At 73.0% G+C, this 14,699-nt stretch carries 18 protein-coding genes and 1 pseudogene; 14 read left to right on the top strand and 5 right to left on the bottom strand.

Annotation, left to right across the window (positions count from 1 at the left end):
* A pseudogene (locus C472_RS12745) lies at positions 1-297 on the bottom strand (glycosyl transferase); the annotation flags it as partial.
* Positions 298-376: 79 nt separating this feature from the next.
* A complete protein-coding gene (locus tag C472_RS12740) occupies positions 377-1,948 on the bottom strand; it encodes a hypothetical protein (protein WP_049906629.1) in 1,572 nt (523 codons plus the stop codon).
* 155 nt (positions 1,949-2,103) lie between these two features.
* Here C472_RS12740 and C472_RS12735 point away from each other — a divergent pair, with 155 nt between their 5' ends.
* Entirely contained in the window at positions 2,104-3,015 is a 912-nt protein-coding gene (locus C472_RS12735) for an isoaspartyl peptidase/L-asparaginase (RefSeq protein WP_006630250.1), read from the top strand.
* 107 nt (positions 3,016-3,122) lie between these two features.
* Here the strand turns inward: C472_RS12735 and C472_RS12730 are convergent, their stop codons facing one another.
* Positions 3,123-3,437: a nucleoside triphosphate pyrophosphohydrolase gene (locus C472_RS12730; RefSeq protein WP_006630249.1), complete on the bottom strand. Its 315-nt coding sequence runs from the start codon at positions 3,435-3,437 to the stop codon at positions 3,123-3,125.
* Between the two features lie 516 nt (positions 3,438-3,953).
* On the opposite strand from C472_RS12730, the gene cofD reads away from it, so the two are divergent.
* The 8 genes from cofD to C472_RS12690 all read left to right on the top strand — a co-directional run bounded on the left by cofD (position 3,954) and on the right by C472_RS12690 (position 9,857).
* Positions 3,954-4,988, top strand: coding sequence for a 2-phospho-L-lactate transferase (cofD, locus tag C472_RS12725; protein ID WP_006630248.1), 1,035 nt, complete (start codon positions 3,954-3,956; stop codon positions 4,986-4,988).
* Complete coding sequence (locus C472_RS12720) at positions 4,985-5,815, top strand: tRNA-dihydrouridine synthase (protein WP_006630247.1); 831 nt, start codon at positions 4,985-4,987, stop codon at positions 5,813-5,815. Before cofD ends, C472_RS12720 begins: the two co-directional genes overlap by 4 nt.
* A complete protein-coding gene (locus tag C472_RS12715) occupies positions 5,812-6,849 on the top strand; it encodes a triphosphoribosyl-dephospho-CoA synthase (RefSeq protein ID WP_006630246.1) in 1,038 nt (345 codons plus the stop codon). Before C472_RS12720 ends, C472_RS12715 begins: the two co-directional genes overlap by 4 nt.
* Positions 6,846-7,523, top strand: coding sequence for a DUF447 domain-containing protein (locus C472_RS12710; RefSeq protein WP_006630245.1), 678 nt, complete (start codon positions 6,846-6,848; stop codon positions 7,521-7,523). Before C472_RS12715 ends, C472_RS12710 begins: the two co-directional genes overlap by 4 nt.
* A gap of 130 nt (positions 7,524-7,653) precedes the next feature.
* The gene (locus C472_RS12705) at positions 7,654-7,848 is read left to right on the top strand and encodes a 30S ribosomal protein S17e (protein ID WP_006630244.1); all 195 of its coding nucleotides are present in this window, start codon (positions 7,654-7,656) and stop codon (positions 7,846-7,848) included.
* Positions 7,849-8,030: 182 nt separating this feature from the next.
* A complete protein-coding gene (locus C472_RS12700; RefSeq protein ID WP_006630243.1) occupies positions 8,031-9,266 on the top strand; it encodes a tripartite tricarboxylate transporter permease in 1,236 nt (411 codons plus the stop codon).
* Between the two features lie 143 nt (positions 9,267-9,409).
* Positions 9,410-9,589 (top strand): HVO_2753 family zinc finger protein, encoded by a 180-nt coding sequence (locus C472_RS12695; protein WP_006630242.1) that lies wholly within the window; start codon positions 9,410-9,412, stop codon positions 9,587-9,589.
* A 1-nt stretch (position 9,590) separates the two neighbouring features.
* The gene (locus C472_RS12690) at positions 9,591-9,857 is read left to right on the top strand and encodes an elongation factor 1-beta (protein ID WP_006630241.1); all 267 of its coding nucleotides are present in this window, start codon (positions 9,591-9,593) and stop codon (positions 9,855-9,857) included.
* 103 nt (positions 9,858-9,960) lie between these two features.
* Here C472_RS12690 and C472_RS12685 read toward each other — a convergent pair whose 3' ends face one another.
* Positions 9,961-10,398: a DUF5809 family protein gene (locus C472_RS12685; RefSeq protein ID WP_006630240.1), complete on the bottom strand. Its 438-nt coding sequence runs from the start codon at positions 10,396-10,398 to the stop codon at positions 9,961-9,963.
* A 36-nt stretch (positions 10,399-10,434) separates the two neighbouring features.
* Entirely contained in the window at positions 10,435-10,920 is a 486-nt protein-coding gene (locus C472_RS12680) for a DUF5810 domain-containing protein (RefSeq protein WP_006630239.1), read from the bottom strand.
* A gap of 543 nt (positions 10,921-11,463) precedes the next feature.
* Between C472_RS12680 and C472_RS12675 the strand changes: the two genes are divergently transcribed.
* The 5 genes from C472_RS12675 to C472_RS12655 are packed head-to-tail and all read left to right on the top strand — an operon-like array spanning position 11,464 to position 14,686.
* The gene (locus C472_RS12675; RefSeq protein ID WP_006630238.1) at positions 11,464-12,708 is read left to right on the top strand and encodes a translation initiation factor IF-2 subunit gamma; all 1,245 of its coding nucleotides are present in this window, start codon (positions 11,464-11,466) and stop codon (positions 12,706-12,708) included.
* Position 12,709: 1 nt separating this feature from the next.
* Positions 12,710-13,180: a DUF188 domain-containing protein gene (locus C472_RS12670; RefSeq protein WP_006630237.1), complete on the top strand. Its 471-nt coding sequence runs from the start codon at positions 12,710-12,712 to the stop codon at positions 13,178-13,180.
* A 21-nt stretch (positions 13,181-13,201) separates the two neighbouring features.
* Entirely contained in the window at positions 13,202-13,777 is a 576-nt protein-coding gene (locus tag C472_RS12665) for a DNA-directed RNA polymerase (RefSeq protein ID WP_006114408.1), read from the top strand.
* Complete coding sequence (gene spt4 / locus C472_RS12660) at positions 13,777-13,974, top strand: transcription elongation factor subunit Spt4 (protein ID WP_006630236.1); 198 nt, start codon at positions 13,777-13,779, stop codon at positions 13,972-13,974. The genes C472_RS12665 and spt4 overlap by 1 nt, the downstream gene beginning before the upstream one ends.
* Positions 13,975-14,002: 28 nt before the next feature.
* Positions 14,003-14,686: a GTP-dependent dephospho-CoA kinase family protein gene (locus C472_RS12655; RefSeq protein WP_006630235.1), complete on the top strand. Its 684-nt coding sequence runs from the start codon at positions 14,003-14,005 to the stop codon at positions 14,684-14,686.
* Positions 14,687-14,699 lie beyond the last annotated feature (13 nt).

Below are 14,699 nucleotides of genomic sequence, written 5' to 3'. Positions count from 1 at the left end.
GGCGATCACGATCCGCGCCCGGGGCGGCAGGTCGCCGCGGCGGTCCGCGACGGGGTCGTCCGGGGAGTCGCAGACGACGAGCAGTTCGTCGGCCGCGTCGGCCGCGCCGTCGGGGTCGGGTACGTCGTCTCCGGCGGCGTCCCCGCCGAACGCCTCGGGACCGCGGATCTGCTCCGCCACCTCGTCGCAGGCGTCGGTCCAGCTGACGGTCGGGAGCAGGACGGATATCGGCGCTGAACGCGTCGCCGTCGAGGACGCCGAACGCGTCGCCGTCGAGTCCGGTTCCGAAGCGGTCACGTCGCGCCGTTCGCTCGCCGGGAATATAAACGGTCGAACGCCGAGGGGATCGGCCGGTGGGACGGTCGGTCGCCGTCGCTCACTCGGGTCGGCACTCTCGGGAGCCGAGCGTCTCGATCCGCGTCTCCCCGGTCTCGACGTCGACCTCGACCGCCGAGAGCGACACCGACGCGACGCGTCCGTCACCGGCGAACGCGTCCGCCCGGTCGCAGAGGTGCGCGAGCAGCGGGTCGACGCGGGCCGGCTCGGGATCGTCCGCGAGCAGGGCGAGGAGCTTCCGCCAGCGCGCGGTGGGGTACGCGCGGGCGTCGGAGGGCGGCCGGTCGCGGGCGACGGGGTCCCCGTACAGCGCGTCGATCCGGTCGCCGTCGGCGGTCGTCGCGGTCGCCAGCACGAACGCGTCGGTCGACGGCGGGTTCGGCGCGAACATGTCCCAGCCGCCCTCGGCTGGGTCCGCCACCGACGCGACCGGGTCGGGGGTCTCGACCAGCCCGAGCGCCATCCCGTTCCACGCGACGAGCGCGACGAGGAGGACGGCGGCGAGGACCGGAACGGCGGCCGCGGCGCGGTCGCGGACCGCCCGGAGCGGTTCGCTTTCAGTCGCGGGCGCGGTGGTCGCGGCGACCGACCGGCGGCCTACGGCGGAGCGAAGCCGGTCGGCGGCTGGAGCGACCGCCCGCTCGACTCGGTCCCAGACGAACGGCGGGAAGAAGGGCAGCAGCGCGGCCGCGGATATCGCGGAGAAGACGCCGATCTGGAGCCCCAACGCCATCGAGAGGTGCGCCGCGAGGAGCGTCCCGGCGAGCGCGGCGCGGAGCCACCCGACGGCCGCGATCAGGAGCGGGGAGGCGACGAGCAGCGCGAGCCAACCGTAGGTGGCGGCGGTGAGCAGGGGCGACCACTCGGGGACGAGTCCGCCGAGCGGGCCGTGGAGGTAGGTGAGTCGGAAGACGCGCTCGACCGCCTCCCCCGCGGGCCACGCGGTTCCGCGGAGTTTCTCGACCGCGTTGGAGACGTACACCACGACGACGAGGACCAGCGGGAGCGCCGTGGCGCTCCCGGCGACGCGGTCGGTGGAGGAGGCGACGCGGTCGGTGGAGGAGGCGACGCGGTCGGCCGCAGCGGCGACGCCGCCCCCGCGCCGGACCGCGTCGAGCGACCAGCGCGCGCCGAGCGGGCACAGGAGGCCGGCACCCAGGAGGCGGACGAGGAGGACGTCGCCGGCGTTGAGGACGAACGGGTTCCGCGCCTGAAGCGACGCGAGCAGGACCAGCGAGACCGCGGTCGCGACCCGAGTTCGGTGGCCGACCGCGAGCGCGGCGGCGGCGACCGCGGCGACGAGAAACAGCAGCGCGACGGCCCGCGGGTCACCGGAGAGGGCGTGGAGCGAGAGCCGGGCCGCGAGGGGGTAGGTCTCGGCGAGCGTCGCGCGAGGGAGGACGCCGGCGTCGGTGTAGAAGGCCGTCAGGTTCCGCGCGCGGAGCGCGAGGTCGACGAGGAGGACGACGCCGAGCGCGGCCCGGAACGCGGCGAGCGCGCGGGGGTCGACCCCGAGACGGCGACGGAGCGCGGCGCGGAAGCGGGAGGCGGAGAAGCGGGAGGCGAGAGGTGAGCGCCCGGTGTCGCCGCCGGCGGGGTCGGCCGTCGTCACGATGGCCACGAATCGCCCGGCGGCGGGAATAGGTCTTGCGGCGTCGGAGCGGGGCGGTGACTGGGGGCGGAAACGGGGGGACTGGCGACGGGTGAGACGCCGCGCTCCGCCGCCGGCTTCCGGGCGCTTATGTGGCCGCCGCGGGAGCCTCCGGTATGCGAGTCATCGTTCACGGCGGTGCCGGCGGCGTCCCGGACGACCCGGAGCCCAGACAGGCGGTCCTCGACGAGGCGGCCGCGACCGGTGCGGCGGGCGCGACGCCGCTCGACGCGGTGGAGTCCGCGGTCGGCGTCCTCGAATCCGACCACCGGTTCAACGCGGGCGTCGGCGGCGCGGTCCAGTCGGACGGGGTCGTCCGCACCGACGCGGGCGTGATGACCTCGGACCGCGAGATCGGCGCGGCCTGCTCGATGCCCGGCGTCGAACACGCGGCGAGCGTCGCTCGGATAGTTCGCTCCGAGACGCCGCACATCTTCGTCTCGGGCGAACACGCGGTCGACCTCGCGGCGGAGTTCGGGGTCGAAACGGGCGTCGACCTGCTCACCGACGAGAAGCGCGAGCGGTACGAGGCGGAGGACCCGCCCCGGGGCGGCCCGCGCGAGCACCTCGACTGGCTCGCCTCGCGGTTCGGCTCGGGCGACGATCAGGCGGGCGGAAGGTCGGAGGGGGATGCGAGCGAGAAGGACGCCGCCCCCGACCACGACACGGTCGGTGCGGTCGCGACCGACGGCGAGACGTTCGCGGCGGTGACCTCGACGGGCGGACGATCGTTCGCGCTCGCCGGGCGCGTCGGCGACGTGCCGCAGGTCGGGTCAGGCTTCTTCTGCACCGAGGCGGGCGGCGCGAGCGCGACGGGGGCCGGCGAGGACATCGCCCGCGTGACGCTCTCGCGGCGGGCGGTCGGGCACCTCGAAGACGGCCTCGACGCGCAGGCGGCGGCGGACCGAGCGATCGACGAGTTCGAGGAGATCACCGGATCGGGGGCGGGCGTCATCGTTCTCGGCGACGAGAGGGCCGGGAGCGCTTACAATACGGACGGGATGCAGACGAGCGTCGCCGATAGGTAGGTAACCGCGTCGGAGCCCGCTCCGGGACTTCGGATAGCTCTGTTCCTCTTGGTCGCGATCGTCGACAGTTGACGAGATTAGTGGCTCTGTCGGTCAGTACGGAGGACTCAGCGTTCGACCCGTTCGAGGACGGTCCCCTCTTCGAATCGACCCCGCTCTTCGGCTTTCCGTCTCCGCTTCTCCCGGAGGGATTCGCGGGAAACGCCCCGGTCCTCTCGGATGGCGTGAAGCACCTCCAAGACGTCCGCCAACTCCTCGATCTCACCGCTCTCCAGGTATTCCGAGACCTCCTCGGCTAACTTCTCGTCCAGTCGCTCGGAGTACTCGTCGCCCTCGGCGGGGTGTGTGATCGGCGTTTCTCCGTTCTCCTCGATGATCCGTGGAATCTCGTCTCTGACCAGTTTGTCGAACTCCTCGGTCATATTTCGATGTTCGAAGAGCGATTTATAGAAGTAGCTATGGCCGGTTCGTCCCCGCATTTCGCGGCTGATTCCGGTGAGTACATATCTGGGAATCAGGTTTTGGCCGGGCCGTCTGTTCGTGGATACCCCCGATGCGGACTCCTCCGAAGCCCCAGTCGGGAGGCGGGCGCACGCTCGCTGCGCGCTTCAGTCGCTCGCTTCGCTCGCTCCTTCCAGTGCTTACGTCGCCTGCGCCCGCCTCCCGACTGCCCCTTCGAGTCCCGCCCCGCGACAGCACCGCACCTCACGCCTCCCCAGCCTCGTCGCTGGCACCCTCCGCTTCGCTCCGGGGCCAGCGACTCCCTCGCGCGTGCTCCTCGCGGCCTGTCGGCCGCTCGCAGGCACGCGCCAACTGGGAAAATCGACCGAGTGTCGTCGTTCGTTCCCACGTCGGTGTGCGCGATTCTGCCTCGAATCCGGCCCTCCGCGTCGTCCGCGGAGGCGAGGATACAAATCCGGGCGTCGCCTTGCGCCGGTATGGTAACTTTCCTCGCCGGGGGGACGGGCACGCCGAAGCTCCTCGACGGCGCGGCCCGGGTGTGGGATCCGGCCGAGACCGCGGTCGTCGCCAACACGGGCGACGACGTCGAACTCGGCGGCCACCTCGTCTGCCCGGACGTCGACACGGTGCTGTTCGCCGGCGGCGGGGTCCTCGACCGCGAGACGTGGTGGGGGATCGAGGGCGACACGACCGCGACCCACGAGGAACTGGGTCGGCTCGCCGACGCGGCCGGACTCGAAACCGGCCCGCGGTACCTCGACGACGACGCCCAGACCGCCGGCCGCGAGATCGCGCGGTGGCGGCGGTTCTCGGCGGTCGCCGAGTTCATGGAGATCGGCGACCGCGACCGCGCGGTCCACCTCACGCGAACGAGCCTGCTCGACGAGGGGCACACGCTCACCGAGGCGATCCGCGTCCTCGCGGACGCCTTCGACCTCGACATCGACCTCCTCCCGATGTCCGACGACCCGGTCGCGACGCTGATCCACACCGAGGGCGGCGAGACGCTCCACTTCCAGGAGTACTGGGTCGCGCGCCGCGGCGAGCCGCCGGTCGCCGACGTGGAGTTCCGGGGGGCCGAGGACGCCGAACCGACCGACGCGGTCCGGGAGTCGCTCGCCGACCCGGTCGTGATCGGGCCGTCGAACCCCGTGACGAGCCTCGGCCCGATGCTGGCGCTGCCCGGCTTCGAGCGCGCGCTCCGCGAGACACCAGTGGTGGCCGTCTCGCCGTTCGTCGGCGACGAGGTGTTCTCCGGGCCGGCCGCCGACCTGATGGAGGGGACAGGCCGGGAGCCGTCGACCGCGGGCGTCGCGGCCGCGTACCCCTTCGCGGACGCGTTCGTCCTCGACGAGGCGGACCCGACCGAGCTCGGCCGGCACGTCGAGCGCACCGACGCGCGGATCGACGACGCGGACGACGCCGAGCGCGTCGCCCGCGCCTGCGAACGCGCGCTGACGGCGGTCGCCGGCGACGCGGCGGACGCAGCGCCGCGGGAGGGCGCGGAGTGACCGGAGATCCCTTCCTCGTCGCCGCGAGCCTCAGCGGTGCCGCGGACGCCGAGTGGGCCCGGCGGGCGGCCGGCTACGTCGACGTCGCGCTGCTCGGCGGCGTCGCGCTCGATCCGGCCAGCCGCGCCGCCGCCCGGGACCTCGTCGCCCGCGGGCGCGAGGAGTTCCTCCCGACCGACCCGCTGGGGTTCGTGGCCGACCAGCTCGACGCGGTCGCGGACATCGACGATTCGCCGGTTCGGCCGGGGATCAACGTCCGGAGCGCGACCCTCGGACCGGTCCGCGAGGCCGCCGAGATCTGCGCCGACCGCGACGCGGTCTGTGAGATCAACGCCCACTGCCGGCAGCCGGAGCTGCGCGCGGTCGGCTGCGGCGAGTCGCTGCTGCGCGACCCCGACCGGCTGTCGCGGTACGTCGCCGCCGCGGCCGAGACGGGCGCGACGACGAGCGTGAAGGTCCGAGCGGGACTCCCCGGCGTCGACCTCGCCGCGACCGCGACGGTCGCCGCAGAGGCGGGCGCGGACTGGCTTCACGTCGACGCGATGGACTCCGAGGCGGCGGTCGGCGCGGTCGCGAGCGCGCTCGACGACGCTCCCGCGGACGCGACGCTTATCGCCAACAACGGCGTCCGCGGCCGGGAGACGGTCGCCGAGTACGCGGCCCGCGGCGCTGACGCGGTGAGCGTCGGTCGCCCGACGGAGGACCCGCCGGTCCTCGCGCGCGTCGCCGACGCCGTGGCCGACTGGCGGGCGGGGGCGCTGTGCGACCGTAGCGGCGACGGGGAGTATGAACCGGAGCAGGACCCGGAGCCGGAGGCGCGGCCGTGACCCGACGCGAGCGCCGGGAGCGCCAGCGCGGCGAGGCAGACGCGACCGACCCCGTCGGCGACGCGACGCTCGCGCTCCTCGTGGAGGTCGCCGGGACGCCGAAGCCGGGGAACGTCGACCGTCACCGCGACCTCGACGACCTGCGGTTCGGGTCGTTCCTCGGCGGCGCGGTCGGTGCCCGGGCGGGGCTCGAACTGGCGGCGGAGACGACGAACGGCGGCTCGGCGGACGAGGCCCCCGCGGTCGGCGACGCCTTCGAGCGCGCCGTCGGGGGGATGGCCGCGCGCGCGGGAACGAACACGCAGTTCGGCTGTCTGCTGCTCCTCGCGCCGCTGGTTCGGGCGGCCGCAGATCCCGATCGAGACCTCTCGCCCGGCGGCGTCGACGCGGTCTGTCGAGGGACGACGGTCGACGACGCCGTCGCCTTCTACCGGGCGTTCGAGGCCGTCGACGTCGCGGTCGACGACCCGCCGGCGGGGGCCGACGACCTCGACGTGCGCCGCGGGGGCGACGCCGGACCCGCGCTCCGGGAGCGGGGAATGACGCTGCGAGACGTGCTGACGCTGTCGGCGGACCCCGCCGACCCGGACCGCGTCCCCGATCGGAACGCCGCGGAGTGGGTCGAGGGGTTCCCGCGGACGTTCCGCGCGGCCGAGTGGATCCTGACCGACGAGGGGCCGCTCGCGGACCGGGCCGCGCGGGCGTTCCTCGGACTGCTCGCCGCGGAGCCGGACACGCTCGTCGCGTCGACCCGCGGCGTCGAGGCGGCCCGCGAGGCGAGCGCGCGAGCGCGGGCGACCTTGGAAAACGGGAGGAACGAGCGCGAGCCGAGCGAAGTGGATGCGACGGAGCCGGGCCCGACCGGGAGCGTCGACGCGGTCAGCGCCGAGACCGTTCACCGCGCCGACCGCGACGCCGCCGAGTCGTTGGCCGAGGCGTTCGTCGACGAGGGGATCAACCCGGGGACGACCGCCGACCTCACCTGTGCGGCGCTGTTCGTCGCGCTCCGGCGCGGCGCGGAGGTGACGCCGTGACGGCGGATCCGGGGGGCGACAGCGATCCCGGAGGTGACGGTCCGACGGGCGTCGCGCCCGAGGGGTGGCCGGTGTCGCTCCGGGGGGTCACCGAGTCGGTCGTGACGACGCGCGGCCCGAACGACCGGTGGAACGTCGCCGCGCTCGGGCTTCACGCGCCGGACGATCCGGGGGATCCGGTCACCGCGCGCACCTACGGCCGCACCCGAACGTGGCGGAACTTCGCCGAGCGCGGGGGTGGCGTAGTCCAGTTCACCGTCGACCCGCGGACGTTCGTGGACGCGGCGCTCACGGTCCGCGAGGTCGACCAGCCGGTCCTGCCGAGCGCCGACGCGTGGGTGAAGGTCCAAGCCGAGGAGGTCGCGGTCGAGACCGAGGGCGACACCACGATCCGAACGTGGGAGCTGGAGCCGGTGGAGTCGGCGGTCGTGGCCGAGCGCGTGCCGACCGTGAACCGGGGGTTCGGCGCGGTCGTCGACGCCACGGTGGCCGCCTCGCGGCTGGACGTGCCGTCGTTCGACACCGGGGAGCTGCTCGACCGCCTCCGCTACTTCGCGGACGTGGTCGAGCGGTGCGGCGGGCCGGCAGAGCGCGAGGCGTTCAGGCGGATCGACGAGGCGACCGGGTGGCGGGAGCGCGACCGGTCACGAGGGGAGGGACGCGACCGGTCGTGAGAGCAGGGCCGCGACCTTTCGTGGGGACGCGGGAGCGACGCCGCGGGTCGGATTCGAGGTGGGGACCGCGCCTCGCGGCCGCTCGCGGCGGAACGAACCCTTTTAGTTCGGGCCACCGGTATCGCTCGGTATGGCCATCAAGCCCAAGTACATCAAGCAGCTGGGGAACGCCCTGCTGGAGCGGTATCCCGACTCGTTCAACACGGACTTCGAGACGAACAAGGAGAGCGTCACGGCGCTGACCACCGTCGAGTCCAAGGGCGTCCGCAACCGCATCGCGGGCTACGTCACGCAGAAGAAGTCGCAGGCGGCACAGCACGCGTAAGCGGGTTCTCTACCGGTTCGTTTCGACAGCGCCCAGCGACCGCCGCAGTCGTCGCCGGCGACGGCCGTCCGGGTTTTCGGCCCGGCGCTTCTTCCGCCCGGCGTTTCTTCCGCCCGGCGCTTCTCCCGCGCGTAGTTCCCCTCACCCGACGTTTATCCCGGAAGCCGCGGCCACCGCCGCCGATGGACGCGCTGGTGCGACCGGTGGTCGACCCGACGTTCGCGGCGGGCGCGCTGGCGTTCCTGCTCGGCGGCGTCGCCCTCGGGACGGCGAGCGGGCTGGTTCCGGGGCTCCACGCCAACAACTTCGCGCTGCTTCTGGCCGGCTTCGCCCCGTCGGTGCCGGCCGACCCGCTGTTCGTCGGCGTCGCGATGCTCGGCGCGGGCGTCGTCCACTCCTTTCTCGACATCGTCCCCGCGCTCGCGCTCGGCGTCCCCGACGCCGCGACCGCGGTCGCCGCGCTCCCCGGTCACCGGCTGGTGATCGCGGGACGCGGGCGGGAGGCGGTCCGGCTCTCCGCGGTCGGCTCCGGGCTGGCGGTCGCGCTCGCGGTCCCGCTGGCGGTTCCGGTCACGTGGGTCATGGTGCGGGCGTACCCGACGCTGCGGGCGCACCTGCCGCTCCTGCTCGGGGCCGTCGTCGCGCTGCTCGTGCTCACGGAGTCGTCGCGGCGGGCCGCGGTGGGGGGAGCGGTCGCGTTCCTCGCGAGCGCCGCACTCGGGCTGGCGACGCTCGACGCCGACCCCGCGGCTCCCTTGTCGACCGGCGGCGTCCTCGCGCCGCTCTTCGCCGGGCTGTTCGGCGTCCCCGTCCTCGTGGACGCCGTCGGCGGCGAGGGCGTCCCGCCGCAGGCGGACCCGCGGATCGCGATGGACGCGCGCGCCCTCGGGACGAGCGCCGGAGCCGGCTCGCTCGCGGGCGCGGTGGTCGGCTACGTGCCGGGCGTGTCGGCCGCCATCGCCGCCGCGGCCGCGATGCCCGCGGTGCCGCGCGAGTCGGCCGACCGCGGGTTCGTCGTGGCGACGAGCGGCGCGAGCACGGCGAACACGATATTCGCGCTGTTCGCGTTGGTCGCGCTCGGAACGCCGCGAACGGGCGTGACCGTCGCGATCGACCGGGCCGGGGTCCCGTTCGCGCTGCCGATACTGCTCGTCGCGGCCGCGACCGCCGCCTGCTTCGGGTTCGCCCTCGTCGTGCTGCTCGGCGACCCGTACCTCCGGATCGTCGGCGACGCCGACTACACCCGGCTGTCGCTCGGCGTGCTCGGACTGCTCGCGCTCCTCTCGTACGCGTTCGCCGGGGCGTTCGGCGTCGGCGTTCTCCTCGTCGCCGGCGCGCTGGGGCTCGTCCCGCCGCGGCTCGGGGCCCGGCGCGTCCACCTGATGGGCGTGCTGATCGGCCCGCTGATCGTCGGCTGAGACCGCGACGGGGGCGTTACGGGAGGGCTCCGGAGAGCCGTCGGCGGGCGCGGTCCGGGCGGTCGAGCGGTGCGGTATCGGGCCGCACGGGCGTTCCGGGGCAAAGAACAACGGTTAAAAGTCGCGCGCCGGTGAGTACGTGTATGAGCCAGAGCGACTCGAAGGGTACCCCGCAGTGCGTCTCCTGTGGGATCCAGGTGTCCGGCATGAACGCCGCCCAGTTCTCCTGTCCGGACTGCGGCGCGACCATCTACCGGTGCGCGAAGTGCCGGAAGCAGAGCAACCTCTACGAGTGTCACGACTGCGGCTTCCGGGGGCCGTAAGATGGGGGACGTCGCCGCGAAGATCAAGGTCATGCCGAACAGCCCCGACGTCGACCTCGACGACCTCCAGGACCGCTTAGAGGAGGTCCTGCCCGAGGGCGCGAAGATCCGCGGCTTCGAGCGCGACGACGTCGCGTTCGGGCTGGTCGCGCTCCTCCCGACCGTCATCGTTCCCGACGGCGCGGGCGGCACGGAGGCCGTCGAGGAGGCGTTCTCCGAGGTCGACGGCGTCGAGTCGGTTAACGTCGAGAACGTCGGTCGCCTCTGAGGCCGCGACCCGACTGACGCGTCGCGTTCGCGACGCTCGCGGTCCGTTCTGCGGTTTCGTTCGTTTCGGAGAGCGGTAGCGCCGCGAACTGCTGGAGGTCGACCTACCGGCCGGACTCGTAGAACTCCTCGCGGTACACGCGCCCGAAGGCGTTGCGCCGGAGAGTGCTGGCCGCCGCGTCCGGCTCGTCCTGATACGTCGCGGCGATCACCGTGTCGGCGAAGGGGATCGGGTGCCAGACGACGTTGTCGACGTTGTCGGAGCCGATCCGGTCCACGTCCTCGTCGTCGAACTCGCTGTCGGCGAGCCACGCGTCGAACTCGTCGCCCTCGCCGACGTGGACCGCGAGGAGTTCGGCGAACGTCGCGTCGCGCGCGGTGCGGATGACCTCCGGCGTGACGCGCTCGTCGTACTCGTCGGCGTCGAACGACATCGCCTTGGTCGCCTCGCGGACGACGACCTGCGCGACGGGACCGACCTCCTCGTAGCGTTCGAGCGCCTCGGCTCGCGTCTCGGGGGCGAACGTGCCTCTGGTCTCCATACGCGGCGTTGACCGGGCGCGGGCAAGGGCGTTCCGCTACGCGTCGCGGTCTGCGGGGTCGCCTCCCTCGGAATCGGCGTCGTCCGCGGCGGCTCCGTCTTCGGCCCCTTCTCGGGTCAGCTCGCGCGCTTCGCGGATCGCCTCCGCGACGGCGGGGTCGTCGAGCGCGTCGGGGTCGGGAACGCCGACCCCGCGGGACTCGCTCTGGTCGGCGTGGCCGTGGTCGTGGCCGGCGTGGCCGTGCCCGGCGTGGCCGGCGTCGGTCGCGCCCGACCCCATCCCCACGTCCAGGCGGCCGCGGGCGACGGTGTCCTCGAACACCTCCTCGTACTCGGCGTCGTCGGCGTGGGGCGTCACCTCGGCCGCGAGCCCCGCCGGCTCCCGGTCGCCCCAGTCGGGGACGCGCTCGTCGAGCCAGTCCTCGTGGTCGCCGCCGTGGAGCATCGCCGTGAACGCGAGGTGATGCGCGAGGTGTTCGCCGTCGCGCTGCGGAGTGTCGCAGACGGGGCACGCGTATCCCATGTCGGGCGTTGGTTCGTCGGTGAGCCGTAAAGCCGCGTCGGCCTCGTACGAGCGAAACGTGTCGAACGATCGGAACGGTGCTGTCGGGGCTGGAGCGACTACAGACTGGACCACCGAAGCCCCGGCCGCTCGATACGACACAGTCGTTACCGGCGACACGGCCGCCGAAGCCCCAGCCGCGAGGGCTCGCGCGCCTTGCTGCGCTCCTCGGTCGTTCGCTCCGCTTACTCCCTGCGGTGCTTGCTGCGGCGTGCGTCGCCCTCGCGGCTGCCCCTTCGAGTCCCGCCCCGCCCCGCTCCGCCCCGCTCCGCACAGCACCTCACGCCTCCCCAGCCTCGTCGCTCGCTCCGGGCTCCCTTCGGTCGCCCGTCCGCTCGCGACTCCCTCGCGCGTGCGACTCGCGCCCTCCGGGCGCTCGTCGGCACGCGCCGACCGCGGGACCGTTTATCAATAGAACAGTCGCCGTCCTGTATCGATAACAGCAACTTTATCACTCGCACGGGGCGAATTTCCGGTAAGACTACTCCGTTAGGAGGTCCAACAGTGACTGAAGCCAACACACAACCGGAGGTGAACATCGGTCTCGTCGGTCACGTCGACCACGGGAAGACGACGCTGGTACAGGCGTTGTCCGGCTCGTGGACCGACCAGCACAGCGAGGAGATGAAACGCGGTATCTCGATACGGCTGGGGTACGCGGACGCGACGTTCCGCCGCTGTCCCGGCGTCGACGAACCCGAGTGCTACACCGTCGACGAGGAGTGCGAGGACGGCTCCGCGAGCGAGCCGGTCCGAACGGTGTCGTTCGTCGACGCCCCGGGCCACGAGACGCTGATGGCGACGATGCTGTCGGGTGCCTCGATCATGGACGGGGCGGTCCTCGTCGTGAGCGCGACCGAGGACGTCCCGCAGGCCCAGACGGAAGAGCACCTGATGGCGCTCGATCTCATCGGGATCGAGAACATCGTCATCGCGCAGAACAAGGTGGACCTGGTCGACCGCGACCGCGCGGTCGACAACCACCGGCAGATTCAGGAGTTCGTCGAGGGCACGGTCGCCGAGGACGCGCCGATCGTCCCCGTCTCGGCCCAACAGGAGGTCAACCTCGACCTCCTCATCGACGCCATCGAGTCCGAGATCCCGACGCCGGACCGCGACCCGGGCGAGAGCGCCCGGATGTACGCGGCCCGCTCGTTCGACATCAACCGACCTGGCGCGACCGCGGAGGACCTCAAGGGCGGCGTCGTCGGCGGGTCGCTGGTCAGCGGCGAGCTGTCGGTCGGCGACGGGCTGGAGATCCGCCCGGGCCGCGAGGTCGACGAGGAGGGCCAGACGGAGTGGCGGCCCCTCGAGACCACCGTCCGGTCGCTTCAGGCGGGCAACAACGACGTCGAGACCGCCCACCCCGGCGGCCTCCTCGGCGTCGGCACCGGGCTCGACCCGAGCCTGACGAAGGGCGACGCCCTCGCCGGGCAGGTCGCGGGCGAGCCGGGGACGCTCCCGCCGACCCGCGAGGAGTTCGAGATGAAAGTCGACCTCCTCGACCGCGTCGTCGGGAAGGAGGACGACGAAAGCGGCGAGAGCGACATCGAAGACATCAGCACCGGCGAGCCGTTGATGCTCACTGTCGGCACGGCGACGACGGTCGGTGCCGTGACGAGCGCGCGCGACGGCGAGTGCGAGGTGAGCCTCAAGCGGCCCGTCTGCGCCGAGGAGGGCGCACAGATCGCGATCAACCGGCGCGTCGGCGCGCGCTGGCGGCTCATCGGCGTCGGGACCCTCGCGTAGCGTGACCGACGACGCCCGTTCGGACGGTCGGACGCCGACCGTCGCGGGCGACGCCCACGCCGAGGGGCTCTCGGGAGACGGGGCCGGCGGCGTGCCCGTCGTCGCGCTCGACGCGAGCGCCCTGATGGCTCCGGTCGAGGCCGACCTCCGGCTGTTCGAGGAGCTGGACCGGGTCCTCGGCGGCTACGAGGCCGTGGTCCCGGCGACGGTGACCGCGGAGCTCGACGGCCTCCAGGCCGGGAACGGCGCGGAGGCGACCGCCGCGAGCGTCGGGGCGGACCTCGCGGCGCGGGCGGAGCCGGTCGAGACGGACGAATCGTACGCCGACGACGCGCTCGTCGCCCTGGCCGCGGCCGGCCGGGTCGACGCCGTCGTCACGGTCGACGGACCCCTCGCGAACCGGGTGCTGGAGGCGGGCGCACCAGTAATCGGTTTAAGGGGTCGGAACACACTGGCGATAACGGAACCATAGCGGCCGCGGACAACCAACAACATGTACAAACGAGTTCGACTCAAGGACACGGTCGAGGTCCCGCCGAAGCACCTGGCGGACGTCACCGACGAGCGGGTGAAAGCTCTGCTCCAAGACAAGCTGGAAGGACGGATGGACGAGGACGTCGGCAGCGTCGTGAGCGTCATCGAGGTTCACGACATCGGCGAGGGGGCGGTGTTACACAACCGGCCCGGCGTCTACTACGAGGCGGAGTTCGACGCGCTCACCTACGACCCCGACATGCAGGAGGTCGCCGACGGGACCGTCGTCGAGACGGTGGAGTTCGGTGCCTTCGTCGGGATCGGTCCGGTGGACGGCCTGCTCCACGTCTCGCAGATCACCGACGAGTACCTCACGTTCGACGGCGCGAACCAGCAGCTCGCCTCGTCGGACTCCGACAAGACGCTCGGGGTCGACGACGCCGTGCGCGTCCGCGTCGTCACGAAGAGCATCGACGAGCGCAACCCCCGCGACTCGAAGATCGGACTCACGGCGAAACAGCCCGGCCTCGGCAAACACGACTGGCTCGAAGGCCAGCGGAAACACCGCGAACAGACCGGTGAGGAGGCCGACTGATGGTCGAGGACCGCCTGGCGTGTCGGGAGTGTCACCACGTCAACGACCCCGACGCCCAGACCTGCGCGCTGTGCGGGTCGTCGTCGCTGACGGAGGACTGGGCGGGCTACGTCATCATCACCAAGCCCGCGGACAGCCAGATCGCCGAGGAGATGAACGTCTCCGAGGCGGGCGCGTACGCGCTCAAGGTCCGATAACCGTTCCCGCGGCCGCCGACGGAACCCGATGACCGACTCGCCTGACCCCCTTCTCACGCTGCCCAAGTCGCTTCGCGACGCGTTCAAAGAGCCGCTGGGACCGGTGACGACCGACGCCAGCGCCCTGCTAAAGGCCGCCGACGAGACCCGCGAGCGGCACGGCTCCGCGGGGACGGGTCGCCCCCGACTGATCGCGGTCGGCGACGTGGTCACCTACCACCTCCGGGAAGCCGGTCGCGCGCCGGACGTGGCGTTCGTCGACGGGAAGACCGAGCGCGAGGCGGTCCGCGAGGAGATAGCGTCCGCGCTCGCCGAGACAGAGGGGCGACGGACGACCGTCGAGAACCCGGCGGCGGCGCTGTCGACCGCGCTGCTCGACGCGCTCGCCGAGGCGCTCGCGGCCGCCGACCCCGTGACGATCGAGGTGGCCGGCGAGGAGGACCTGGCGGCGCTGCCGGCGATGCTCGCGGCACCGCTCGGCTCCACCGTCGTCTACGGCCAGCCCGGGGAGGGGATGGTCCGCGTCGCGGTCACGCCCGAGACCCGCCGGCGGGCGAGGGAGCTGTTCGATGGGTTGGCGGGTGACACGGCGGCCGCGTACGAGATCCTCGGCGTCGATCCGGACGGGGTCGGCGGGACCGACGCGGACGGCGGGGACGGCGGTTCGAGCGACGGCGGCGCTTCGGGCGACGACGCCGCCGGGGGAGCGTAGGCCGCCGTCGGAC

The organism is Halorubrum tebenquichense DSM 14210 (assembly GCF_000337415.1).
GTDB classification, from domain to species: domain Archaea; phylum Halobacteriota; class Halobacteria; order Halobacteriales; family Haloferacaceae; genus Halorubrum; species Halorubrum tebenquichense.
The sequence above is the reverse complement of the archived record's forward strand: the minus strand, read 5'-3'. Positions and strand labels throughout refer to the sequence as shown.